Origin of the sequence: Lactobacillus kimbladii, assembly GCF_014323605.1 — a bacterium.
GTDB lineage: Bacteria > Bacillota > Bacilli > Lactobacillales > Lactobacillaceae > Lactobacillus > Lactobacillus kimbladii_B.
Genome location: NZ_SCMB01000007.1, coordinates 16,556 through 41,557, shown reverse-complemented (window position 1 = coordinate 41,557; position 25,002 = coordinate 16,556). Strand labels below are relative to the sequence as shown.

The window sequence follows — 25,002 nt, the reverse complement described above, 5'->3', positions numbered from 1 at the left end:
CCCTCATTTTGTTCTTGCTTCTAATTTAGTGTTTTGCATCCCAATCATAGGATCAATTCGACCCGAATAAATCAACTCCGGTGTTAATATATGATCCTGAGTTAGATTTTCAAACACATCAGAATTTGCTTCTTCTTGTTCATTTTTATTTTTACCTGAATCTTTTTCTTGAACAGATTTACCTTGCACATTTAATATTTTTTGCAGTTTAACAGTTAATCCTGTCTGACGGTCATTACCAGAAGTATTAAAAGCCAATTCATAAGCGCGGGGATCGCCAATTAAAACCAAATTTTTCTCTGCACGAGTAACAGCAGTGTACAATAAGTTACGTTTAAGCATGACATAGTTTTGCATAGTCAAACTCAAAATAACTAACGGGAATTCAGAGCCTTGAGCTTTGTGAATGGTAATTGCGTATGCTCTGGTTAAATCAAACAGATCTTTTTTACTAAAGGTTATTTCTCTGTCATCAAAATCAGCCACCATGCATTTTTGAGAATTATCATTATCAATTGCGAGGATTTTACCGATTTGGCCATTATAAATGTCTTTTTCCGGATTATTTTGTAATTGCAAAATGCGGTCACCAATGCGAAAAATTTCATCGTGTACTTCCAGTGTTTTACTGTTTTGCTTTGAAGGATTAATAATTTCTTGAATAACATTATTCAAATTGTTAACCCCGCCATCACCTTGGTACATTGCTCCTAGTACCTGAACATCATCAGGATCAAAACCCTTTGCTAAAGCTCGCTGAACTATTTGACTAACAACATGCGAGACTTCATGCGGTGGACATGAAATAAATGAGTAGTTTTTGGTCTTTTTAAATAATTCCTGGGGATTCTTTCCTTCATTAATGTCATGAGCCAACGTAATAATGCTGGAATCATCTCCTTGACGGTGAATTTGCTTAAGAACGGTAGTAGGGAAGGCCTGTGATTTGATTAAATCAGCAAAAACGTTTCCTGCACCAACTGATGGCAGTTGATCCTTATCACCAACAAAAACAATGTGCTTAGTTTCGTTAATGCTGGAAACCAGTTGCCTAAACAAAAACATATCTACCATCGACATTTCATCAATAATTAAAATTTCACCATTTAATTCATTCAGATCAGTTGCATCATTTTCACCAATCCCTAAACCTAGCAAACGATGGATAGTTTTAGCTGTAATCCCAGTAATTTCTTCCATTCTCTTGGCTGCACGACCAGTGGGTGCAGCAAGTAAAAATGGCGGGTCTGTGCTATAAAGAGACGATGATGGTATTTCTGCCAGCTCTTTCAATGCTAATAAAATACCGTTTATGATAGTAGTTTTACCAGTTCCTGGACCACCAGTTAAAATTGAAATTGGATTAGTTAGTGCGTTTTTAATCGCTGCCTTTTGAGTATTATCATAGTGAATTTTCAGCTTAGTTTCAGCGTTAGCTATTGCAAGGTTTAAATCTTTTTCACCGTAACTTGAACTCTTTTGCTTTTTTTCAACTAGATTTTTCATTGCGTTGGCAATATCAGTTTCAGTTTCATAAATTTCCTGTAATGCAGCGTTTTCTCCCATTACTACAACTTTACCTTGATGTTGGAGATTATTAACACAAGTTGCTATGGTGTCATACTCATTAATTTGAAGTAGTTTACCTGCCTCTTGCAGCAGCTGCTCAAGTTTAACGTATGTATTGCCTTCTTTAGCAACTTCATCAAGTAAAATTTGAAAAACAGCACCATTAACTCTTTTGGGATCATCTGAACTAATTCCTAATTTACTGCCAATTCGATCAGCACTCTTAAAAGCATAACCTGTAACTACAGCAATAGAAGCATACGGATCCTCTTCAAGTTTAGCTAAAGTTTCGCCATGATAAAGTTGATACAGTCTGCTTGCTACTTTTTTATTCAAGCCAAATTGAGCCAGCTTTAAGACAGTTTCAGAATACGAATCCATTGAACTGACACCGTTTAACAAACTTTCTTTTTGCTTTTTCGAAATAGACAAAGTTCCAACCTTTTCAGGCTTTTCCTTTAATACTGTTAGCGCATCCATTCCCAAATCTGAAATTATGCTATCAGCTGCTTTTTTGCCAATCCCGGGAAACTTACTGGAACTTAAAAAATTAATTAGACTCCCCTTTTCATGAGGTAAAGCCAATTTATAATTATTGCAGCGAAATTGCAGGCCAAATTTATTATGCACAATTAACCTTCCTGAAAAAGTATAAGTTGCACCAACTTGGACGTCACCAAAACTGCCGGTCACTTTAATATCTTCACGATCATATTTTTCTAACTTTCCGATTATGGCAACATCAAGTATTTTATAAAGGTCTTGATCGTTTTCAAAAACTATTCGGTTGATTTTCCCAGTAAATTCAGTCATTTTTCTTTCTCGCATCATTCACTAATTTTAGTAACGAAGAATATTTTTTTTGTTCTTGTGCAAAAATTTTAGGATCTTGTTTTTTTGACTTTGCCAGATATTTTTCAGCCTCTTGACGACTTCTAGTTAAAATTGTGATACCCAGCATGAAATTGATTTTGGCTGACCTTTTTTCAGTAGCTATTTTTTTATAAGTTGACTCAGCTTCTTCGGTTTTACCAAGGCTTAGCCAAATATCCCCTATTAATTCCAAGACTTTAGCATCAAAATTCTTAATTGTTAGAGCGTATGCCAATGCTTTTTGACTTTGACCAATTTTGTAAAAAACAAGTGCTTTTTGGTATAAAACTAAATCATCATTAGGAATTTGATTCAGTATATTTAATGCTGTATCAAATTTACCCTGTAAATAATAACAAACTGCCAGATCATAATCTAAATCCTGCGGATGAGCAACTAGCTTTTTTGCTTTTTCTAATAGTTCGGTGGCTTGGTCACTGCTACCCTGCTCTATTAAATAGGTTGCTAATTCTAAATAGTTTTCACTATTATGTGGCTGTCCATCAATTTTTGTTATTAATTCGTGTACCTTTTTGTTGACTGCACTCGTTTTAGCAGTCTTTTTCCTTTTCTTTATCATAATGAATCCGAGTCTTCCATTTTCCTATCCAAAAATTTCGTCTCATTCCACATTAAAGCTTTAAATGTCTTGCCTTTATCTTTTGTTTCCAAAATAGTAAGGCTGGTATTGCTTAAACCTCCATTGTGGCGGATATCCGGTAAGGTATAACCTAATAATCCTCCCATAATCGCTCCCAGAGCTGCTCCATGGCTCACTACTAAAACTTTATCGTCTGGTTTAAATTGTAAGCCAACGTCTCGACCAAAGTTTTTTCCACGTGCAATTACCTCAGGATAATTTTCACCTCCGATGCTGTGGCCATCGTATTTATCAGGTTTATCCCAAATGTCAGTTACTTGCTCAGGATATCTGGCTTTCGCTTCAGTAAAAGTAAGACCTTCCATTTTCCCCAAATCAAATTCTCGCAAACGTTCATCTATCTTGATGGAAAATGGATAACCCATTTCTTTAGCGAGTCTTTCTGCCGTCGTCCTGGCCCTTTTTAGTGGACTTGAATAAATGCCAGCAAATTTAGTATTACCTAAAAAACTGCTTAATTTTTGAATATCAGTTAAGCTTTGCTTTAAAAGCGGCGAATCACCGTGAGCTCCTTGAAAGCGTTTCTGTAAATTCCACTCTGTTTTACCATGTCTGACAAAATAAATCTGCATTCATTAATTACTCTTTTCTGTAACTGTTATTTTCTAGTTTATCATTTAATAGTTTAAAAGAAAAAACGAAGACAAATAAAAAAAGAAAATGCACAAAAACATTTTCCTTTCAAGTTTTCATTAAACTAATTGAAGTTGACGATCATTTTGATAGGCACAATCAATGTTGCCGCCGCCTAGACACTCCTCACCCTGATAAAGAACAAGAGCTTGCCCAGGGGTAACAGCACGTGCTGGCTCATCAAAGTAAACTTTCGCCTTATTTTTTGCAGCATCATAGGATACTGTCACGCCAACATCAGGCTGACGATAACGAAACTTGGCGCTGCAATGAATCTTAAAATCGTGATCGGGCTGGCCGGTAAAGAAGGACATATCACTAGCCTCCAATTCAGTGGCATAAAGCAATTTGCTATCATAACCTTGCTGAACTATTAGCTGATTTTTCTGTAAATTCTTACCGACCACAAACCACGGGGCAGTTGATTCTTTTGTTGAACCAAGTCCTAATCCAGATCTTTGACCAATTGTATAGTACATTAAACCTGCATGATGACCGACTACTTTCCCATCTGGCGTGACCATGTCTCCAGACTGGGCAGGCAAAAATTCACTCAAAAATTTACGAAAATTTCTTTCACCAATAAAACAAATACCGGTAGAATCTTTCTTTTTGGCAGTAGCCAAGTTATTTTTAAGCGCAATTTTGCGCACTTGTGGCTTGGTTAAATTAGCTAACGGAAAAATAACGCGACTTATCTGATTTTGGTTTAGCTGACTTAAAAAGTACGTTTGATCCTTATTGCCATCTTTAGGACGCATCATATGAGTGATACCATTTTTATCAGTGATGGTTTTTGCATAATGACCCATTGCAATATAATCCGCATCAAGATTAAGTGCAAACTCTAAAAATGATTTGAACTTAATCTGACTGTTGCACATTACATCGGGGTTTGGCGTGCGACCTTTTTTATATTCGTTTAAAAAATATTCAAAAACGCGATGCCAATATTCTTTTTCAAAATTGATTGAATAATAAGGAATTCCGATTTGATCAGCTACCCGTTTTACATCTTCGTAATCGTCAGTAGCCGTGCAGACACCGGAATCATCAGTGTCATCCCAATTTTTCATAAAGACACCAATTACATCGTATCCTTGCTCTTTTAAAAGAAGTGCTGAAACGGAAGAGTCTACTCCGCCACTCATACCAACAACAACTCTGGTTTTTTTCTTTACCAAATTAATCAATCCTTCACAGCAACAATAATATTGCGCTCTTCTAAATCTTTCAATATATAATCTAAAAGTTCAACAGTGGGAGCTAATTTCTCATTCTTAAAGATGTTAACCTTTTGCAAACCATTTTTGTCAGTGACTACCATGGTCAGATGAGTCATTTCTTTATTTATGGTCATCTTCAATTTAGTTGGCGCATTATACGGCGAATCATTATAAAGTGGATGCTCATAATTAAAATTACCCTTAACGGTTTTAACAAAACCAGCATCAATTAATGCATATAACTTAAGATTTGGACTAAGGGTATATTTGCGTTTATCACCATTAATAATAACTGTATTTGCCATAATTTTACCTCACTTACTAATAATAAGCATATTTAACTAAAAAAGCAATTATTTTATTTATTTTGGATTTTACTGACAATTTTAGCTAATTCTTTGGCAAAGGCTTGCACTTCTTCTTCAGTAGTGTAGCGTCCAAAAGAAATACGAATAGATTCATTAATTCTTGGCGATTTTTTACCAAAGCAAGCCACTAAAACATGGGATGGCTCAATTGAACCTGCAGTACATGCAGAGCCTCCAGAAACCGCAAAACCAGCTAAATCCAAATTTGTCTGCAAAACAGTCGTTGAAACACTATTAAAATGCAGGTTCAACACGTGATGAGAATCAAACTTTTGAGTTCCACCATTAACCTGATATTCAATTTTAGCTTGACTAAGTTCATTCAAAATAATATTTTGCAAGTTCTGATATTTAGTTTGCAAACTTTTTTTATCTATAGCAGCAATTTCACTAATAGCTTCACCAAAGCCGGCAATTCCGGGAACATTCTCAGTGCCAGCTCTACGCTTGGTTTCCTGTTCACCACCATAAACAAGAGGTGGCAAATTGAGCGAATTTTTTTCATATAAAAAGCCAAGAAATTTGGGACCGTTGATTTTATGAGCAGAAGTTGACAATAAGTCAATATTCATTTTCTCTACGTCTAAGTTAATGTTACCTAAGCCTTGGACTGCGTCAACATGAAAATAAGCATTGCTTGGCTTTACAATAGCTCCAATTTCTGCCAAAGGGTTGATTGTACCCATTTCATTGTTGACAGCCATAATTGAAACCAAAATAGTTTGAGGAGTAAGTGCATCTTCCAAATCAGCTAATGAAATACGACCATTTTCATCAACATCAAGGTAAATGACTTCATAACCTTCACTTTCTAAACGTTGCATTGGCTTTAAAACAGATGGATGCTCAACCTTAGTAGTGATTATGCGCTTACCAATATTTTGGCGACTCTGAGCAGTTCCAAAAATAGCAGTGTTATTACTTTCTGAACCACCGGATGTAAAAATTATTTCATTTTCCTTGGCGTTAATTGCCTTGGCAGCTTTTTGCCTTGCCTGATCAATCACGTGGCGAGCTTTGCGTCCCAGTTCATAGGTACTTGAGGCATTACCAAAATTGTTTTTCATTTCCTCAGTTATGACGTCAATTACCTTGGGCGACATTGGTGTTGTAGCTGCATTATCCAGATAAATTTCTGTCATTTATTAATTCATCTTCTCTATGTAAGTACAAATAATTTTAGCAGCTTTTGCTCCTACCTTTTGGGCAAAATGATCAAAGTCACCGTTTGCATCTTGATTACCATTGTCAGAAATAGCCCGTAAAGCTATCAGAGGTTTTTTAAAATGATAAGCTACCTGAGCAAAAGCGGCTCCTTCCATTTCAACACCCAAAGCATGAGCAAAGTTTTGCTTAATTTCATCTTTTTGCTTCTGCGAGCCAATAAAGGAATCACCGGTAACAATTAAACCCTCTTTAAATTCAACATTGTTTTCTTGCAAAAACTGTGCAAATTGCTTTCTTGCAGAAGAATTTAATTCAAATTTAGCTGGTTCTCCAGGTATTTGTCCTTCAACATAGTCACCTGCTAATATATTGTGAGCATCATGATATGCAAATGAATCAGCTAAAATCAGATCTTCTTTATGAACTTCTTCTTGCAAAGATCCTGCTGTACCTGTCATGAAAATCAAATCAATATCAACATTGCTTAGTAAACTGGCTAAATTCATAGCAGCTCGTACTTTGCCAATTCCGCTTAAACCAATGTATAAATCATTGTGGTTAACGCAAAAATGCTCGAATGTAGTAGATCCGAACATTTCTTTGCGACCAGAGTGAAAATACTTATGATAATATTCAGCCTCAATTTCCATTGGGACAATAATTGCTATCTTCATTTCTACCCTCGTTTTTATTTTATAAGTGAAATAACGCTAATAATACCAAAATAATTAAAACAGCAACAAGCAAAATTGCACGATTAAGTTTACCTTTCAGCTTTAATGCTTTTTCTTGACTCGTGGTTAACTGAGACTGAGATTTGCTCTCTTCCTTTCTTGGTGTCTGCTTCTGTTTTTTTATCCTTTCGTTTGCAAAATCATTTGACTCTACAACTTCATCATCACGGGTAAAATCAGGGTTAACATCAACCTCATCATCACTATCGTCAAAAGCGGATTTAATTGTATTTAAAAAGTTTTTACTTTTTTTATGTTTTAATTTTTTTCGGTAATCAGATCGTTTTTCAGTCATTTTAATCCTTTGAGTCAGCACCCGTAAGTAGCATGTTTTCCCAGACACTCATAGCATATAATGTCTTGGCATCAACGATTTTACCTTGTGCCGAAAGTCTTTTCAACTCTGCCAAACTATACCAATGACTTGTTAAAAATTCATCGGGATCAAGCTCCCTTTTATCAGTCAATTTAGTTAATGTGTCGCAATAGAATAAATAGAGCTTTTCATTGGTAAAACCGGGAGATGAATAAAATTCAGTTATTTTTTCCCAGTATTCAGCACGATAGCCGCCCTCTTCATTTAACTCTCTTTTCATTGCATCCAGTGGACTAGCATCAGTTTCATCTATTAAACCTGCTGGAATTTCTAAAGTTAATTCTTTGATCGGTTCACGCCATTGTTCGACTAGCAGCATTTCCTGTTTATCATTTACTGCAATAGCAGCTGAAGCAGGTTGATGCTTAACTATTTCCCGCGAGGCAGTTTCCCCATTAGGCAATTTGATCGTTCTTACGGCAAGATCGACAATACGACCCGTAAAAATTTGTTTTGAAGAGATTTCAGTTTCTGTTAAATCCATTATTCACTTTCCTGCTAATCAGCTAAATATACGTTGACACATTGTAAGCCATTTTTACCTTGAGCAAGTTGGTATTTAACTTTTTGACCAACTTGCAAGCGACGATAACCTTCTTCTTTGATAGCTGTATAAAATACAAAGTAAGATTTTTGATTCTCATCGTCAGTGATAAAACCAAAACTACTGTTTTGATCAAACTGCTTTACCTTACCGTAACGCATTATTCTTCTAAACCTTCTTGCACTGCTTCTGGATAATCTTCTTTAACAATTTTAGCACATCTACCGCAAAGCATTGGAACTTCTTTGTCAGCTCCAATATCAGTTCTGATCATACGGCACCGAGGACAAACTTCACCTTCAGCATGTTCAACCACAAATGCACCATTTGGTAATTTTTCAGCATTTGCAGGTGCTTCACCGTCAGCAATAGTTAATTTAGAAACTATTAAAATTTGTCTAAAGTTTGCATCAAGTTTGGTTAAAACTGCTTTCATCTCATCAGTTGGGTAAACTGTAACTGCTGCTTCAAAAGATTTACCGATTAACTTTTGATCGCGCGCTTCTTCCAAGACTTTCAAAACATCATCGCGGAAATTCATAAATTTCTTCCAGTTATCAAGGAGTTCATCATGATTTGCATAATGCTCAATTTCAGGCATTTCAGCAAGTTGGACATAATCTTCCTTTTCCTTTAAGAAAGACCAAACTTCTTCCATAGTATGTGGCAAGATTGGTGTCAAAACTTTAGCTAATTTAACTGTTGCATCATAAATCACTGTTTGCATTGATCTTCTGGCATGACTATTTTTGCTCTCAATGTAAAGAACATCTTTGGCAAAGTCAAGATAAAACGCTGATAGATCATTAGAAATAAAGGCAAATAACTTTTTATAAACATTATTAAAATCATAACGTTCATAACTGTCAAGACAAGTTTTAACCAAATCATTGAGTTTAACTTCCATATACTGGTCAATGGAGTTTAAATCTTCATAAGCAACCCTGTTTGTTTGCGGATCAAAATCAGAAGTATTAGCCAGCATATAACGGAAAGTATTCCTTATTTTGCGGTAACTCTCTGAAGTTTGGCGTAAAATATTTTGCGAAACAGCAACATCAGAAGTAGTGTCTACAGAAGCGACCCATAAACGAATTATTTCTGCTCCCATTTGTTTGATGACATCATTTGGTGAAATTACGTTACCTAATGATTTAGACATTTTATGTCCTTTTTCATCCAAAACAAAGCCTTGTGACAAAATACCGCGATAAGGTGCCTTGCCCGTAGCAGCTACTGAAGTAATCAGACTTGAATTGAACCAGCCACGGTACTGGTCACTACCTTCAAGGTAGAGATCACATGGGAAATTCAAGTCTGATCTTTTGGCCATGACAGCTTGATGAGAAGACCCGGAGTCGAACCAAACGTCTAAAATATCGTTTTCTTTAGTAAATTTGCCATTTGGTGAATGCTCAGAGGTAAAGCCTTCTGGTAACAATTCCTTAGCAGTTCTTCTATACCAAGCATTTGATCCTTCTTTGGCAAAAATCTGAGCAATATGCTCAATAGTTTCTGGTGTGACAATCGCAGTACCATCTTCTGCGTAAAAGATTGGCAGTGGAACACCCCAAGCACGCTGTCTAGAAATTACCCAGTCACCACGATCCTTAATCATATTGTGCAGGCGTAATTGACCCCAAGATGGCGTGAATTTAACCTGATCAATTTGATCAAGAATCTGTTGGCGGAACTTTTCAACTGAAGCAAACCATTGTGTAGTAGCCCGATAAATTACGGGTTTCTTTGTACGCCAGTCATGAGGATAAGAGTGTGTAAAGAAGCTAAGCTTAAGCAAATTGCCGGATTTCTTCAATTTTTCGCTGACGACTTTATTGGCATCATCATAAAACAAACCTGCTAAATCGGGATCGTTAATATCTGCAGTAAAGCAACCTTTGTCATCCATAGGACTATATACCGGTAGACCATATTTTTGAGCGACATTATAGTCATCTTCACCAAAGCCGGAAGCTGTGTGAACTAAGCCGGTACCATCACTAGCAGTAACATGCATGGCATTCATAAGCAAAGAATCACGGTCATATAAAGGATGCTTGGCAACCATATGGTCCATTTCAGTACCCTTAAGATGTTGAACGACTTGATAATCTTCCCAACCTAATTCTTGAGCAACAGCCTCTAAACGATCAGTTCCAACAACATAGCGCTTATCACCGACCTGAGCTACAGAGTAATCAAACCCTGGATTTACTGTAATACCCTGATTAGTGGGTATAGTCCACGGTGTAGTTGTCCAAATTAAGAAGTATGTATTTGCTGGATCTAGAACTCCCTTACCATCTTTTACTGGAAATGAAACATAAATTGAAGGTGATTTAATATCATGATATTCAACTTCAGCTTCAGCTAACGTTGACTCACTTGAAGGGGACCAATAAACAGGTTTTTTGCCTTTATAGATATAACCTTTTTCATACATTTTACCAAAGACACGAATTTCTTCAGCTTCATATTCAGGTTGATAAGTAATATATGGGTGGTCCCAGTCTCCCATTACTCCCAAACGCTTAAAGTCAGTCATTTGCTTTTTGATTTCTTTACTAGCAAAATCTTGACAAAGCTGACGGTAATCCGCAAGATTCATTTTCTTACGGTCAACTCCCTGTTTGGTCAATTGCTGTTCAATTGGCAAACCATGAGTATCCCAACCCGGAACATAAGGAGCATAATAACCGTTCATGTTTTTGAAGCGAACGATTATGTCCTTAGATACTTTATTCATCGCATGACCAATATGAATATTACCATTTGCAAAGGGAGGACCATCATGCAAGTCGAATCTTGGCTTGCCTTTGTTTAATTTTAATCTCTGTTCATATAATTTATTTTCTTCCCATTCTTTTTGCCATTGTGCTTCACGTACTGGCAAATTGCCCCGCATCTTAAATTTAGTTTTACCTAAATTAAGCGTATCTTTCACTCTCATTTTTTAATCCTTCCTATCAAAAAACCTCGTCCTATAATTAGGGCGAGGTTAATATCGTGGTACCACCTAAATTGAGTTGCTAAACTCCACTTAACGATTGCGTATCGTGCAACTAACGTAACAAACTAATACTAACAGCTGATCAACCATTAAGCTCTTATATTAGTCTCACACCATCGCTAATTCGCTGAATTGCTCTCAAGTTTTACTGTCAGTTTGTTATTAATGATTTTTATAGTCATCTGGGAAAATAACAGTAGTACCAGAGCCATTATTAGAACTAGTATCTTCGTTATTAACAGTTTCAACACTAGGACTGTCACCAGTCATTGGTTTAGGACTATTATTATCTTCTTCAGTGTCTTGTTCAAAGTTTACTTCATCATCAATGCCATTGTCAACCTCTACTTCTTCGTCTTCGTCGATATCTTCATCATCATCGTCTTCATCGACATCTTCGTCTTCATCAGTTAACATTATTGGTTCAGCACCATCTGGGGGATAAAATCGTTCAGTATCGAAATATTTATCGAGTGCTTTTTGCCAATTTTCATCGTTGAGATTATCAATTGCTTTTTGTAAAAGATCTTGAATATAAGAGCGATAACCTGAAGCTTCCTTTTTCACACGTTCATAGTCTGATTTAATAGTTTCAAGTTGTTGACGTTGATAATCAGTATCAATTTTTGCTTGTTCAGTAGTATTATTAGCTTGAACTGTAGCATCATTGATAATTCTTTCTGCTTGAATTTTAGCGTTACCTACAGCTTCTTTCGTAGCATCTTCATTCTGCTTGTACTGTTTAACTTGTTTTTGTAAATCTGAAACCTGTTCTTGCAAATGCACAATTTCATTCTTCAAGTCAACCGTTTGATTTAACGCATCACCATAATCATTGATTATTTGGTCAAGAAAACTGTCTACTTCGCGCCTATCATAGCCACTTAAACCTCTCTTTTTGAATTCTTTATTATGAATTTCAAGCGGAGTCAATTTCTGCGATTCCTTTTTCTCGTCTGCCATAGCTTATACACCACCTTATACTTGCCTTTTCGTGTCGTTGATATAACCTTAATTTCACATCTGCCAAAATGTCTTAGACTTAAGACATCATTTTCATTAACCATTATATTAAAATCTTTGACACTATGCCAATTTAATTTAACTAAATTATCTGATATATATGTTTTTATTTTCTGTCTGCTATCATTTGTGATTGAAGCTAAAACTGCATCCAACCTTAGTGAAGAAACAATTGCAGTTAACAGTTCACTTTCATCATCAACTGCTATTACTTTCTGATTTAGACTAGGTCTTATTCTAACCTTTGTCCTTCCTATATAGGAGATTTCATGTTGAAAAAAATCTTTTAGTTCGCTCTTAGCAAAAAATTGCCACTTACCATTGCCATCGGTAATAATGTCACCAAATGTTGATGTTTCTATGCCTGCATTAGCTAGGCTTCCTAATATTGCACTATGTGACAAACAAGTAAATTTCTGAGGATATTCAATATTAAAAACTGTAACCCGATATGCAAGAGGTGCAATAGTATCCCAGTCTTCAGTTATAAAAACTCTTTTCTTTTCAGCATTTAAATACCCACCATAGCTCTGCAAACAAACTTCAGTGCCAGCTATTTTTTTAAGAACATCTCTTTCTCCAGGATTCAAAAAATCTGTTAAAACTTCTTCATGCTTGTCAAGAGCGTTATTTATGAGTCCGTTCATCTTATCTACTATTTTCTGGTCAGATAAATCACCTTTAAACAAAACATTCTTGGCATAAGCACTTCGTTTTGCTATGTTTTTTGTGTTCACACAATGCCCCCTGTTAATGAAGGTAAAAGACACTTTGGTCTTTTCTAAAATCATTATAGCATGAACTTTAAAAGACATTCATTTAACAAAGAAAACTATTTGCATAATTCAAGAAAAAATAAAAGGCTGACAAATCATAAAATTTATCAGCTTTTTATAAAAATTAAACAAACAATCGAAATAAAATGTTTGCCACCCATCTTAAGACATAATTTTGCACAAAATAAAGTAATAGTAAGCCAATTAAAAATGAAATATCCAACCCAGTGGCATTAGATAGTCTTAGAATCGGTCCCTTACGGAAAAGGTTCAAATAAGGATCAATTAACAGATTAGTAATGCGACCCAGACTTGAATCACGTAAAAAGGGAACCCAACTTAAAATTGCATCAATTACCATAATAATGCTGTAGATCCATATTATATAATCAAGAATGCTAATACCGTAATATATGATATTTGCTGCCATTAACTTAAAGTATCTTTCTTATCAACTAAGTCACTAATTTTGCCATTAGTAACGAATTTAGGAGGTGTTGCCAGAAATATCTTATCCCCGATGCGTTGAATTTCACCATTCAGGGCATAAACTGTCCCAGTTATAAAATCGACAACTCTCCTAGCAGAGGCATCTTCCATCCTGCTAAAATTAATAATCACTGCTTTGTTATTCAACAAGTTTTGTGCAACATCCTTGGCATCAGAATAAACACGTGGCTCATAAAGAACAATTTTGCTCTTAGCCGCATTCATGCCGGACTTTATCGAAACTACATTGTCACGATCAACTGCACCAGCAGAATAATTGTCCTCATTATTTAATTGCTGGTCTTCTGAATATTCGTCATCCAGCATTTCATCGTCATCGTTTGCAACACCGAAAAACTTACCTATTTTACTAAAAGCCATCTCTCTTGCCTCCCATTAGTTTTCACCACGATGCCTGAAAAATGGTATATCATCAGTATCATCGTCATCAAAAGCGTTGGTTTCAATTTGTGAAATACTACTTTGATCGTCGTCATCAAATGAACTTGATCTTTGCTCTTGATTTGAAGCAGAAGGAGTCGAGCGACGATTTCCTTCGTTATCATTATCCAGCCCCCAAACACTTGTTGGATCGACCATAGGTTTATGTTTTGGAGCAGTCTGAACAGTTTGCGAGCCATCATCAGTTGAAGGTCTGGGCTCAACAGGTCTCTCAACCGAATTTGTATTTTGCCCAGAGGAATTGGTTTGACTAGGTTGTGACTTTATCTGGTGACTGTGACCAGGAAGCTGTTTAGATGCTTCCTCTTCTGCTTGTGAATTTATTCCTGTAGCTATAACAGTGACAACAACCTCATCTCCTAAATTAGGATTAATGGACGTACCAAAAATGATATTAACATCATCACCTGCAGCCTTTGAAACAATTTCAGAAGCATCTTGTGCTTCAAATAAAGTCAAATCAGGTCCACCGGTGATATTCAGGAGAACCTGCTTAGCGCCATCAATTGAAACCTCAAGCAATGGTGAAGAAATTGCGAGTTTAGTTGCTTCAACAGTTCGGTTCTCCCCACTTGCACGACCAATTCCCATTAAAGCAGCACCTTGGTTTGCCATAACAGTTTTAACATCAGCAAAATCCAAGTTAACATAGTCGGTTGAAGTGATTAAATCAGAAATACCTTGAACACCCTGTTTTAAAACATTATCTGCTTCTTTAAAGGCATCCATCATAGGAGTCTTTTTATCGACCATTTCCAGCAACCGGTTATTAGCAATGATAACAAGCGTATCAACATACTGTTTTAACTGAGAAATGCCTTCAGCTGCATTTTTAGACCTTTTGGGTCCTTCAAATGTAAAAGGACGAGTAACAACGCCAACTGTTAATGCACCAGTTTCTCGTGCAATTTTGGCTACAATTGGCGCAGCACCAGTTCCTGTACCGCCACCCATGCCAGCGGTAATGAAAATCATATCTGCACCTTTTAGCGCATCTTCAATTGTCTGCTCACTTTCTTCAGCAGCTTTTTGACCTACCTCGGGATGAGAGCCAGCTCCAAGTCCTCTTGTCAACTTTGGCCCCAGCTGAATTTTATTTTCAGCTTTATTACTATTTAATGCTTGTACATCTGTGTTAGCAGCTACAAAAGATACTCCTTGTACGCCATCATCGATCATTCGATTAACAGCATTACCACCAGCACCGCCGACACCAATAACTTTGATGACAGCATTTTTATTGTCGTCAGAATCGAACGTAAAATCCATCTAATTAACCACCTTTAATCAAAGAACTTTTTGAAGAAGTTCTTAAAGCCTTTATCTTTATTTTGCGTATTATTTTTCGTTTTACTTTGCGAGGATTTTTCTCGTTTCAGTAACTCACGTCTATTATATTCTTCTTTTCTTTTACTTTCATTAACAGTAGCTGTTCTTTTCGAAGTTTTTGTTTTTTCTTGAACAGTCACTTCTTCTTGACCAAGTGCATCCTTGCCGTATATTGCGTTAATTACTAAAAAGTCAATATCAGACATTTTATATGCATAGTTAACGACTCCATATGCAGCTGAATAAATTGGATTGCGCATTCCAATTTGGTCAGGTTGATAGATTCTGGCTTTGACATTTAAAGTATTGGCTATTATGCCATCAAAACCTTGTAACAGACTGCTTCCACCAGTGATAATGACACCACCAGGCAAACTTAAAGCATCATGTTTAACCAAACCTTTTTCAATTCTGTCAATGGTCTGCATAACTCTAGCATTAATAATTTCACTTAAGTAGCTCTCGTCAACCATCTGTTGACCATTTGAACCTACGCTATTAACAGCAAATTTATTTTTTTCAGAAGCTAGATTTGGATCGGCATAGCCATAATCAAGTTTTATTTGTTCTGCATCGCTTTTTGATGTACTAAGAACAACAGAGATGTCATTGCTAATATCGCTTCCTCCTTCAAAGTCAATATTAGCATATTTAATCTGATTATTGTGAATAACAGTAGCAGTAGTTACACCACCGCCTAAATCAAGAATAACTGAGCCAAACTGCCGCTCACTTTCACTTAAAGCTACACTGGCAATAGCAAGTGGCGTGGGAACAAAAAAGTTATTAGAATAACCCGCACGCTCTATCGCCTTTTTAATATTATGCAGAGAACTTGCTGGAGCTGTTAGCATGATGCCCTGGACCGACAGGGAATGGGCAATCATTTTACGGGGATCATCAACCTCAGTTTCACCATCAATTAAAAAGCGGCTTGGCAAAAAAGCAATAGGTTCACGTTCGTTTTTTACTGCAGACCTGATAGCAGCACGTACTACACGTCTGACATCATGGTTGCCAACTTCCTGACCATTGTCGCTTACATTAACCAAATCGCTTGCAGTTTCAAGTTGAAGCATACCAACCGGTATGCCTGTTACAACTCGATAAATCTTTGCGTTTGTCTTTTTAGCTATTTCTTTTAACGCTCTACTAATAGCAGCTGCTGTCTCATCAATATCAACTATATTGCCATGGCGCATTCCCCTATTGGGAACAGCTACAGCTCCGATAACTTTACCTGTATCTGCTACAACCGCTTTCACACTTGTGGTACCAATATCTAAGCCCACTAATAAATTTGTATTGTCCAAAATTTACCCCCTGTCAGTGCTCTTTACAAAAATTTTACCATAAAAGTAGCTCAAATTCAGCCTAAGTTAAACCATAAGCTTTCTTTTCACTTGGTGTAAGCGGCCTGCTAAACGCACCTACTTCCAAATCAATTAAAGTATTTTTTCCCACTTTAGTTTTTATTTTATTATAGTACTTTAATTTACTTTTGAGGGTAGAAACGTTACCAATTACTACATTTCCATTTTTCATTAGAAAAATTACCTGTGATTTTCTTCTAGTGTTGCCGCTTAACAATTTTATCTGATTTTGAAAATCTGAAGGCAGACTATTAAACAAGTGAAGAGTTTCTTTCAATGATATTTCTTGGTTATATCCCACAAAAACTGGCTTATCCGGACTCACCTTTGACCACGGAATTATCTGGGAACCCAATTTGCCGTGTGTAAGTATTTTCCGGTATCCTTTGGCATTTTTAATGTAACCAATCGTATGGTATTCGTCAATATTAAGAATCAAATGGTTAAAATTTTTAACATGAACATTTATGATTTTTATTTCAGAGTATCTTGATGACAGTTTATGGTCTATGCTGTCCTTATTAAACAGATGGTCAATTATTTTATCACTGGCTTTAATATCAGTAGTTTTTACAACTTCTTTAATTGGTAAATCATTTTCACCTTTTATTTGAATGCTTTTCACATTTGCTAAAGGAGAAATATAATAACCTAGTCCCAAAATGGACACTACTGAGATTCCCACAACAAGTCCCAAACGTTTAAATAATGCAGTTTTACGTTCATTATGTAACTTTGACAAAGAAGCAGAGACTTTTGCTTTAGCTTTAAACTTTTTCTTCTGATTAGTTTCGTGGTCTAAATAAGGCGATAACTTTTCTTTGGGATCAATTTTTGTTACTCGCTTCTTAGTCAACTGCCTCACCTTCTTCTTACTTAGATAAATCTTGCATTACTTTAATTACTTCATCAGAAGCATCAGGAACGCCTAATTTCTTTGAAGCTTTGCTCATTTCTGTATAATATTTACGGTCTAAAACGATATGATCAATTGAGGAAATAAAATTATTGATATTAAGGTCGCTTTCTGCAATTACCGTTGCAGCGCCAGCTTTTTCCAAGTCAAGAGCATTTTTCATTTGATGATTGTGAGTAACATTAGGACTGGGAATTAATATGGCGGGAACACCTAAAGCCGTAAATTCCGCAATACTGGTTGCTCCGGATCGTGAAACCACACAGATCATTTTAGGCAAAAGTGCGGGCATATCTTTAACATATGGCAAAATCTTAATAGTCTTACCATAATCTATATTAGCCAGTTTTTCTTGGATTTCCTTATAATAATATGTTCCAGTTACCCAGATTAGCTGATACGGTTTTTTTTGCAAACGCGTCAACGACTTAAGCATAATTCGGTTAATGGCTAAAGCTCCACGAGATCCCCCGAAAACTAGTACTGTAGGTATAGTTGGATTTAAATCCCATTTGCTTTGCATGTCAACTTTTGTCGATGATAAGTTCAGTACTTGCTGAGAACGAGGATTCCCAGTTTTTACCAATTTTTTCTTCTCAGAAAACTGTTTAGCTGCGTCATCAAACGTATAACAAATCTTATTTACATAGTGACCTAAAAACTTATTAGCAACTCCAACAACCGAATTCGATTCATGAATCAAGGTTGGTATTTTCATTTTAGCTGCTTCATAAACTACAGCACCACTCACATAGCCACCAGTTCCCATTACAATATCAGGCTTAAACTCATTAATAATTTTTTGAGCCTTTTTTGTAGCTTTAAGAAACAATCTAATTGTAGCAAAATTACTCATTATATGCTTACGTGAAAACCCGCGCATTTCAATCGTTTTGAAATTTACGCCAGCCGCCGGAACAATTTTTGCTTCAAGGCCATTTTTAGTACCTACAAACAGAATTTCATCATTTGTAGCTATGTTGCGCTCTTTTAATCTTTCAATGATAGCCATAATAGGATAAATATGACCACCGGTTCCTCCACCAGTAAATATTATTCTCATTTTATTTCGTCTTCAATTCCTTTACAAAATTAACAAAATAGTCCCCACGTTCTTCAAATGTTCTAAATTGATCCCATGACGCACAAGCCGGTGAAAACAACAATACGTCACCAGGTTTTGTTAATTCATATGCGCTAGGAACTGCTTCCTGTAAAGTGTTTTTAATTACAATTTGTTTAATACCCGCTTTTCTAGCAGCATCCGCTAATAAATAACGACTTTCACCATATAAAACGGCCGCTTTAACATGTTCTTTTAAAAAAGGTACTAAAGAATCAAAAGTAAATCCTCGATCTAAGCCGCCAGCGATCCAGACTTCTGGATCTTCAAAAGAAGGAATTGCAACAGAAGCTGCTTCAATATTTGTAGATTTAGAATCGTTGTATATTTTGCGACCTTCTAATGTCATCACGTATTGCAAGCGGTGCTTTGCACCAGCAAAAGTTGTTAAAACGGCTTTAATATCATTGGTATCTGCACCCATTATTTGTGCAATTGCACTAGCAACTATGGCGTTCTGCTGGTTATGAATTCCAGGTAATTTCATGTCAGATGTCTTCATTATTTTCTCGTGCTGATTTTGTAAATACCCATCGGCAATAAAATAATCGGCATCTTGACTATTTTCAGAAAAAGTTACGAATTTTGCTCTTGTAACTTTCCTTTCTTGTTTCAAAATATCTTTTTGATCGAAATTGGCCAAAAAATAATGATCTGAACTCTGCGTACGAGTAACATTCAGTTTGGCATTAACATAATTTTCAAAAGTTTTATGATAATCCAAGTGAACATTATGGTATATGTCAATGATCGCTGCCACATTAGGATCAATATCTGTAACACCAAGTAACTGAAAACTGGAAGTTTCGCAGACTAGAATATCATCCTTGGACGCTTTTTCAACCACTTCAGATATAGGTACGCCAATGTTCCCTACTGCGTATGCATGATGTCCATTTTTAGACAAATGATGATCAAGAATTTTCTGGGTCAGCATTACTGTGGTGGTTTTCCCATTCGAACCTGTAACGCAAATATAAGGAGCATCACTAACACTCAATGCAATTTCTGGCTCGGTTATAATAGGCAAGTTTAGTTTTTGAGCCTCTTGTACCATTGGATTTTCATAAGGGATGCCAGGATTCTTTACTAAATAATCAAAACTTTCTTGACTTAATAATTCAATTGGATGCCTGCCGTCAATCACGCGGACACCCTGTTTTTTCAATTCCTGTGCATTTTTATTTTTACTCAAATCAGCCTGATCATTTAAAGTCAGCTTTGCACCAAGTTTAAGCAGCAATTTACTAACTGCAAAACCGCTTTTGCCCAGACCTAAAACCAAAACGTTTTTGTTCTGATAAGTCTTAATCTGCTTCATTTGCCTAATTTTATCCCCATATTATTAAATACAAAAAACTACCAATCAATCCAACTATCCAGAAAATAATATCTACTTTCCATTCAGAATACCCCAGCATTTCGAAATGATGGTGAATTGGTGTCATTTTAAAAATCCTTTTACCTGTAGTTTGAAAAGAGATTACTTGTAGAATTACACTTGAAGTTTCACAAACAAACACGATTCCAATTAATAAAAGAGACCATGGCCTGTTTAAAAAGATGCTGACAGCAGCCAATCCACCTCCTAATGCCAAGGATCCGGCATCACCCATAAAAATTTTAGCAGGTTTATGATTAAAAATAAAAAATGAAATCAAACCACCTATAACACTCATACAAAAAATTAAAATAGCAAAGTTCTTTTGTTTAAGTGCAATATAAGAATAAGTAGCATAAGCAATAATTGAAAGTCCCGTTGCCAGACCATCTAATCCATCTGAGAGATTAACAGCATTGGAAAAGCCAACCAGCCAAAAAATTACAAAAATGGTAAATAAAATCGCACTGTTCACAATACCAAAAAATGGTATAAAAAGTTTAAATTGAAAATTATCTGTAGCTGCAATAAAGACAATCACAATAGCAACCAATATTTGTAAGGAAAATTTTTGCCAGGCGTGCAAACCTAAATTGCGCTTGTAAAACAGTTTAATACCATCATCTAAAAAGCCGATTATTCCGTAGCCAAGCAAACTGATTAGTAAAATCCAAATTAGTTTAGACGTTTCCTGTTGCCAAATACTAACCCAAATGGTAGATACTGTAGCTGCCAAAACAAAGACTACCCCACCCATTGTGGGTGTTCCTGATTTCTTTTCATGCCATTTAGGACCTTCATCACGAATTTCTTGTCCTTCGTGATGTGTCCTCATGAAAATAATCATCCAAGGCAGAATGATCCCAGTCAACGCTAGTGAACTTACTAATGCAATAATGCTAATAATCAGCATAAAAATGCTACTCCTTTAATTGTATTTTTATTTTTGTACCCGGTTTAACAGGCTCACCTGTAGCCAGACCTTGCTTAAAAACTATTCCTGTGCCTTTGATCCGTAATTTAACTCCTGTTAAAGCTGCAAATTGGTGTAACTCATCAATAGACCAGCCCTTCATGTCTGGACATTCTATACTTCCAGCAGTACGAACAAGCATTAATTTTCCTGACTGTTGTTTTTGACCTGCCGAGTAGGATTGTTCAGTTATTTTATCACCCGTACCAATCTTAGCAAGTCTTAAACCGACACGCTGTGCTACCTTTTCGGCCTTTTTGTAGTTTAAACCTTTTAGGTTAGGTGTTTTAACAGCCGTCGAACTGCTTAGACCATTTTTAGACATGAGAATTACTCTATTCATCATTGGTTTAAAAATTGATGAAAGTATTACTTCAGCTGGTTTACTCATTTTACGTGGCTGCTTGACAGTAATATAAATGCAGTATCGTGGATGTTTAGCAGGCGTGACTCCAACCACGGAAAAGATGTAATTATTGTTACCTTTGAGATAACCTCCGCCTTTAAGGTTAGCAATCTGAGCAGTACCCGTTTTAACGGCAATACTCTGACCTTTCATTTGGTATGCGGAACCTGTTCCAATGCGTTTATTTAAAACTCGACGCATATTTTCAAGTACGGTAGATGCAGTTTCTTTAGTGTAAACTGGTTGACCTACATTTTTAATTTGATAACCGGTGATAGTATGATTATCAGCATCCGTAATTTTTTCAACGAATTGCGGTTTTACCATTTGCCCATTATTTGCCAGACTGCTAAATGCCTGCATCATTTGCATAACATTGACATCAACGCCTTGACCAAAACTGGTTACAGCTTGATCAATCGGAGAATTGAATGCTATGGTTCCCGGTTGTTCACCGGGCAAGGTTACTCCAGTTTTTTCGCCAATATGAAATTTTTTCAAATATTTTTTCCAAGTCTTGGCACCCATTTGCTGCTCAATATGAACAAAGCCAGTATTGCTCGAGCGAGGAAAAGCTTGTGAAAATGGTATACTTCCCCAGCCGTGAGGCTGCCAATCGTGAATTACAGATCCATTAACAGAAACAGATCCTGAATTATAATATTGATTAGGATGGTAATTTCCACTATTTACAGATGATGACAGCGTTAGAACTTTAAAAACAGAGCCCGGTTCATAAGTATCTTGTACTAAAATGTTGCGATATGAGTTTTTCAGACCCTTTTTCGTTTGCGGATTAAAAGTTGGTCTTTGAGAAGCAGCTAAAACTTTACCCGTTTTAATATCTTCAACGACAGCTGTCATGGAAACCGGATTAAACGTATTTTGGACATAGGAGAGCCTATTTTCAAGGTATTCCTGCAATTGTGAATCAATGGTTAGATAAATATTATTACCGTCGACTGGTGCCTTATAGTTATGCGCGCTATTTGGCGTCTGAAAATTAGAAGCATCTACTGCGGAAACCTGATAACCGTTTTTTCCAGTAAGCACGTCATCATACCATGCTTCAAGTCCCATGGTACCTTCAAGATTCTGCTGCTTGGTTTTTTTATCATATACAGGGGTAGCCATTCCTATTACATGTGAAGCAAAATTACCATTAGGATAAAGCCGAGACTGGGTTTCAAAGAATTTAATACCAGGCAAATTCATCTTTTCAATTTTATCTTTTTGCTGTTTTGATAAATTGGAACCTGCAGTACCAAATTGTACCTGAAAAACAGGGCGTGCATGATTAAGATATTTTAAAATTTCGTCAGTTTTAAGAGGTAAGACTTGGGCTAATTTGTTAGCAGTCTTATTTTTATCAACAACATATTCAGGCTTATTTTTATAATTGATAGAAGATTTATCTAAAATAGCATAAATAGTATATAAATGAGAATCTTGAGCAACTGCCAAGCCATTACAGTCATATATCGTACCGCGATTAGCCTTTAATACCTGATTACGCATATATAATTGCTCAGTTTTAGCAGTTAAATTTTGTCCATTAACAGTCTTTGAAATGCCAATATATAAAAATCTTCCTATAAATACGAGAAAAACCAAAGCAACAGCTACCTCGAGAAATCTCCCGACTGTAAAACGGTATCCGTGAGCTTTGGAATTAGAGTTACTTATCTTACTATTATGCTTTTTCATCAGCGTATAGTCCTAATATTTTTCTCATTCAAAGCTAACCCCTTGCTACGTGCAATTTTACTCATACGAGAGCTTGAGGTTAACTCACCTAATTCTTGATGCAAATCTCCAACCTGACTTTGCCCTTTTGCAACAGACCGTTGCACATTGGTAAGTTCATGTTGAGCTGAAGTAGCAGAAATACTGGAAGAAACTAGCATTGTCATTAAGCCAATGGTTATCATCGTTCCCAATACGAGCAAGGACTTTTCAAAGCCGGTCCAAGCAACGTTGTGATGATTGAGAACTTGACGTTGTCTCTTCTTTGGATCTCTTTGCTCATTAGGATTAAACTCTACTTTTCTTGCTAAATTATCAGCCATTGTTTTTTCCTCTTTACAATTTTTCTGCGACTCGCAACTTTGCACTGTGTGAGCGATTATTATTCTTTAGCTCTTCGGGTGAGGCAACAATGGGTTTGCGGTTAACTAAACGAAGCATTGGCTTCAAGTTGTCAGGAATAACTGGCATGCCCCTAGGTACATCAACTTCAGAGTATTTTTTAAAAATATTTTTTACAATTTTGTCTTCATCAGACTGAAAGGTAATCACACTAATTCGGCCACCTGGTTTTAACAAGTGAACCGCCTCTTCAAGTGATTCAGTTAAAACATCAAGCTCGTGATTCACAGCAACACGCAAAGCCTGAAAGGTCTTTTTTGCTGGGTGCCCACCAGTCCTTCTTGCAAACGCAGGAATTGCTTCCTTAATTATATCAACCAGTTCAAATGTTGTCTCAATTGGCTTTTTTTGTCTCTTAAGGACAATTTTATGGGCGATCTGGCGAGAATATTTTTCTCCACCAAATTTATACAAAATATTCGCCAATTCTTTTTGGCTTGAGTTATTAACCAATTGATAAGCATCAAGACTTTGCTCTTGATCCATTCTCATATCCAATCTAGCATCGAAACGATAAGAAAAACCCCTTTGTGCCTGATCAAATTGTGGCGAGGAAACTCCCAAATCATAGTAAATCCCATCTATACCATTTTGATAACCCAGCTCAACCAGATTCTCTTTTAAATGGCTAAAATTATCATGTACCAATTGTAATTTAGGATCGGCATTTTGAACAAGTAAATCAGCAAAGTTTAACTTAGCCGAATTTATTGCATATTCGTCTTGATCAAAACCAATTAAGGTACCACTAGCAAGTTTGCTCAATAAATATTTTGCATGACCGCCACCGCCAAAAGTTGCGTCTACATAAAGACCACCATTTTTTAGTTTTAAATTATCTATTGTTTGGTGTAAGAGTACACTGGTGTGTTTGAATTCCATAATTATAGTTCAATTTCATCCAAATTTTCTGCGATATCATCATAGTTTTCATTGGCTTCATCACTAAAGCTTTCCCAACGTTCCTTAGACCAAATTTCAATTCGATCAGAAACTCCTACAATGACACATTCTTTGACAAGGGAAGCATGTTTCTTCAGCGTTGTGGTCAGATTCACACGACCTTGTTTGTCAAATTCGCATTCCATCGCACCAGAGTAGAACAAACGCGTAAAGCTACGCGCATTTCTCTTAGTCAATGGAAGTTGCGCTAATTTAGCTTCAATTTTTTGCCACGCCTCAGTAGTATAGCCAAAAATGCAGCCTTCCATTCCGCGAGTAAATATCATTTTGTCACCTATTTGGCTACGCAAACGGGCAGGTATAATTAAACGCCCTTTGCTGTCAAGATTGTGATGATATTCACCCATGAACATGGCTTAGCCCCCTTCCACTAAATAATTTACCACAATTCACCACTTCCTACCACTTTTTAGTCAAAAAAGTTAAATATTTATTTTTTAATGACACAAAAAGAAAAAATCGCAAACCAATTCAGGTTT

25 protein-coding genes are annotated in these 25,002 nt (G+C 36.3%); all 25 read right to left on the bottom strand.

Annotated features, from left to right (window positions below; all coding sequences use genetic code 11):
- Window positions 1-3: 3 nt before the first annotated feature.
- Window positions 4-2,382, bottom strand: a complete 2,379-nt coding sequence (recD2, locus tag ERK18_RS08770) for an SF1B family DNA helicase RecD2 (protein WP_187155140.1) — start codon at window positions 2,380-2,382, stop codon at window positions 4-6.
- Window positions 2,375-3,022 carry a tetratricopeptide repeat protein gene (locus tag ERK18_RS08765; protein WP_187155139.1) on the bottom strand — a complete coding sequence of 216 codons (648 nt, stop codon included), beginning with the start codon at window positions 3,020-3,022 and terminating at the stop codon, window positions 2,375-2,377. The genes recD2 and ERK18_RS08765 overlap by 8 nt, the downstream gene beginning before the upstream one ends.
- Window positions 3,019-3,675, bottom strand: a complete 657-nt coding sequence (locus tag ERK18_RS08760; protein WP_187155138.1) for a histidine phosphatase family protein — start codon at window positions 3,673-3,675, stop codon at window positions 3,019-3,021. The genes ERK18_RS08765 and ERK18_RS08760 overlap by 4 nt, the downstream gene beginning before the upstream one ends.
- A gap of 120 nt (window positions 3,676-3,795) precedes the next feature.
- A complete protein-coding gene (gene mnmA, locus ERK18_RS08755) occupies window positions 3,796-4,920 on the bottom strand; it encodes a tRNA 2-thiouridine(34) synthase MnmA (protein WP_222710139.1) in 1,125 nt (374 codons plus the stop codon).
- 5 nt (window positions 4,921-4,925) lie between these two features.
- Complete coding sequence (locus ERK18_RS08750; RefSeq protein WP_187155137.1) at window positions 4,926-5,267, bottom strand: DUF1831 domain-containing protein; 342 nt, start codon at window positions 5,265-5,267, stop codon at window positions 4,926-4,928.
- Window positions 5,268-5,320: 53 nt separating this feature from the next.
- Entirely contained in the window at window positions 5,321-6,472 is a 1,152-nt protein-coding gene (locus ERK18_RS08745; RefSeq protein ID WP_187155136.1) for a cysteine desulfurase family protein, read from the bottom strand.
- Window positions 6,473-6,475: 3 nt separating this feature from the next.
- Window positions 6,476-7,171: a 5'-methylthioadenosine/adenosylhomocysteine nucleosidase gene (locus tag ERK18_RS08740; RefSeq protein WP_046332027.1), complete on the bottom strand. Its 696-nt coding sequence runs from the start codon at window positions 7,169-7,171 to the stop codon at window positions 6,476-6,478.
- A 19-nt stretch (window positions 7,172-7,190) separates the two neighbouring features.
- Window positions 7,191-7,526, bottom strand: coding sequence for a hypothetical protein (locus tag ERK18_RS08735; protein WP_187155135.1), 336 nt, complete (start codon window positions 7,524-7,526; stop codon window positions 7,191-7,193).
- A gap of 1 nt (window position 7,527) precedes the next feature.
- Window positions 7,528-8,091 (bottom strand): NUDIX hydrolase, encoded by a 564-nt coding sequence (locus ERK18_RS08730; protein ID WP_187155134.1) that lies wholly within the window; start codon window positions 8,089-8,091, stop codon window positions 7,528-7,530.
- A 14-nt stretch (window positions 8,092-8,105) separates the two neighbouring features.
- The gene (locus ERK18_RS08725; protein WP_046332024.1) at window positions 8,106-8,312 is read right to left on the bottom strand and encodes a cold-shock protein; all 207 of its coding nucleotides are present in this window, start codon (window positions 8,310-8,312) and stop codon (window positions 8,106-8,108) included.
- The gene (ileS, locus tag ERK18_RS08720) at window positions 8,312-11,101 is read right to left on the bottom strand and encodes an isoleucine--tRNA ligase (RefSeq protein ID WP_187155133.1); all 2,790 of its coding nucleotides are present in this window, start codon (window positions 11,099-11,101) and stop codon (window positions 8,312-8,314) included. The genes ERK18_RS08725 and ileS overlap by 1 nt, the downstream gene beginning before the upstream one ends.
- Window positions 11,102-11,323: 222 nt before the next feature.
- Window positions 11,324-12,124 carry a DivIVA domain-containing protein gene (locus ERK18_RS08715; RefSeq protein ID WP_187155132.1) on the bottom strand — a complete coding sequence of 267 codons (801 nt, stop codon included), beginning with the start codon at window positions 12,122-12,124 and terminating at the stop codon, window positions 11,324-11,326.
- Entirely contained in the window at window positions 12,091-12,873 is a 783-nt protein-coding gene (locus ERK18_RS08710) for a YlmH family RNA-binding protein (RefSeq protein WP_261982461.1), read from the bottom strand. Before ERK18_RS08710 ends, ERK18_RS08715 begins: the two co-directional genes overlap by 34 nt.
- 211 nt (window positions 12,874-13,084) lie before the next feature.
- Complete coding sequence (locus ERK18_RS08705; RefSeq protein WP_187155130.1) at window positions 13,085-13,390, bottom strand: YggT family protein; 306 nt, start codon at window positions 13,388-13,390, stop codon at window positions 13,085-13,087.
- Complete coding sequence (locus tag ERK18_RS08700) at window positions 13,390-13,830, bottom strand: cell division protein SepF (protein WP_187155129.1); 441 nt, start codon at window positions 13,828-13,830, stop codon at window positions 13,390-13,392. The genes ERK18_RS08705 and ERK18_RS08700 overlap by 1 nt, the downstream gene beginning before the upstream one ends.
- A gap of 15 nt (window positions 13,831-13,845) precedes the next feature.
- The gene (ftsZ, locus tag ERK18_RS08695) at window positions 13,846-15,180 is read right to left on the bottom strand and encodes a cell division protein FtsZ (protein WP_187155128.1); all 1,335 of its coding nucleotides are present in this window, start codon (window positions 15,178-15,180) and stop codon (window positions 13,846-13,848) included.
- A 14-nt stretch (window positions 15,181-15,194) separates the two neighbouring features.
- Window positions 15,195-16,553, bottom strand: coding sequence for a cell division protein FtsA (gene ftsA / locus ERK18_RS08690; RefSeq protein ID WP_187155127.1), 1,359 nt, complete (start codon window positions 16,551-16,553; stop codon window positions 15,195-15,197).
- A 61-nt stretch (window positions 16,554-16,614) separates the two neighbouring features.
- Window positions 16,615-17,469, bottom strand: a complete 855-nt coding sequence (locus tag ERK18_RS08685; protein ID WP_187155126.1) for a cell division protein FtsQ/DivIB — start codon at window positions 17,467-17,469, stop codon at window positions 16,615-16,617.
- Between the two features lie 16 nt (window positions 17,470-17,485).
- Window positions 17,486-18,592: an undecaprenyldiphospho-muramoylpentapeptide beta-N-acetylglucosaminyltransferase gene (murG, locus tag ERK18_RS08680; RefSeq protein WP_187155125.1), complete on the bottom strand. Its 1,107-nt coding sequence runs from the start codon at window positions 18,590-18,592 to the stop codon at window positions 17,486-17,488.
- Window position 18,593: 1 nt separating this feature from the next.
- Window positions 18,594-19,973 carry a UDP-N-acetylmuramoyl-L-alanine--D-glutamate ligase gene (gene murD, locus ERK18_RS08675; RefSeq protein WP_187155124.1) on the bottom strand — a complete coding sequence of 460 codons (1,380 nt, stop codon included), beginning with the start codon at window positions 19,971-19,973 and terminating at the stop codon, window positions 18,594-18,596.
- A gap of 10 nt (window positions 19,974-19,983) precedes the next feature.
- Entirely contained in the window at window positions 19,984-20,946 is a 963-nt protein-coding gene (gene mraY / locus ERK18_RS08670; protein ID WP_222710138.1) for a phospho-N-acetylmuramoyl-pentapeptide-transferase, read from the bottom strand.
- Window positions 20,947-20,953: 7 nt separating this feature from the next.
- Window positions 20,954-23,119: a penicillin-binding protein gene (locus ERK18_RS08665; protein WP_187155123.1), complete on the bottom strand. Its 2,166-nt coding sequence runs from the start codon at window positions 23,117-23,119 to the stop codon at window positions 20,954-20,956.
- Window positions 23,119-23,481 (bottom strand): cell division protein FtsL, encoded by a 363-nt coding sequence (ftsL, locus tag ERK18_RS08660; RefSeq protein ID WP_122052324.1) that lies wholly within the window; start codon window positions 23,479-23,481, stop codon window positions 23,119-23,121. Before ftsL ends, ERK18_RS08665 begins: the two co-directional genes overlap by 1 nt.
- Before the next feature lie 13 nt (window positions 23,482-23,494).
- Window positions 23,495-24,442 (bottom strand): 16S rRNA (cytosine(1402)-N(4))-methyltransferase RsmH, encoded by a 948-nt coding sequence (gene rsmH / locus ERK18_RS08655; RefSeq protein ID WP_045927990.1) that lies wholly within the window; start codon window positions 24,440-24,442, stop codon window positions 23,495-23,497.
- 2 nt (window positions 24,443-24,444) lie between these two features.
- A complete protein-coding gene (gene mraZ, locus ERK18_RS08650; protein WP_045927989.1) occupies window positions 24,445-24,876 on the bottom strand; it encodes a division/cell wall cluster transcriptional repressor MraZ in 432 nt (143 codons plus the stop codon).
- Between the last annotated feature and the right edge of the window lie 126 nt (window positions 24,877-25,002).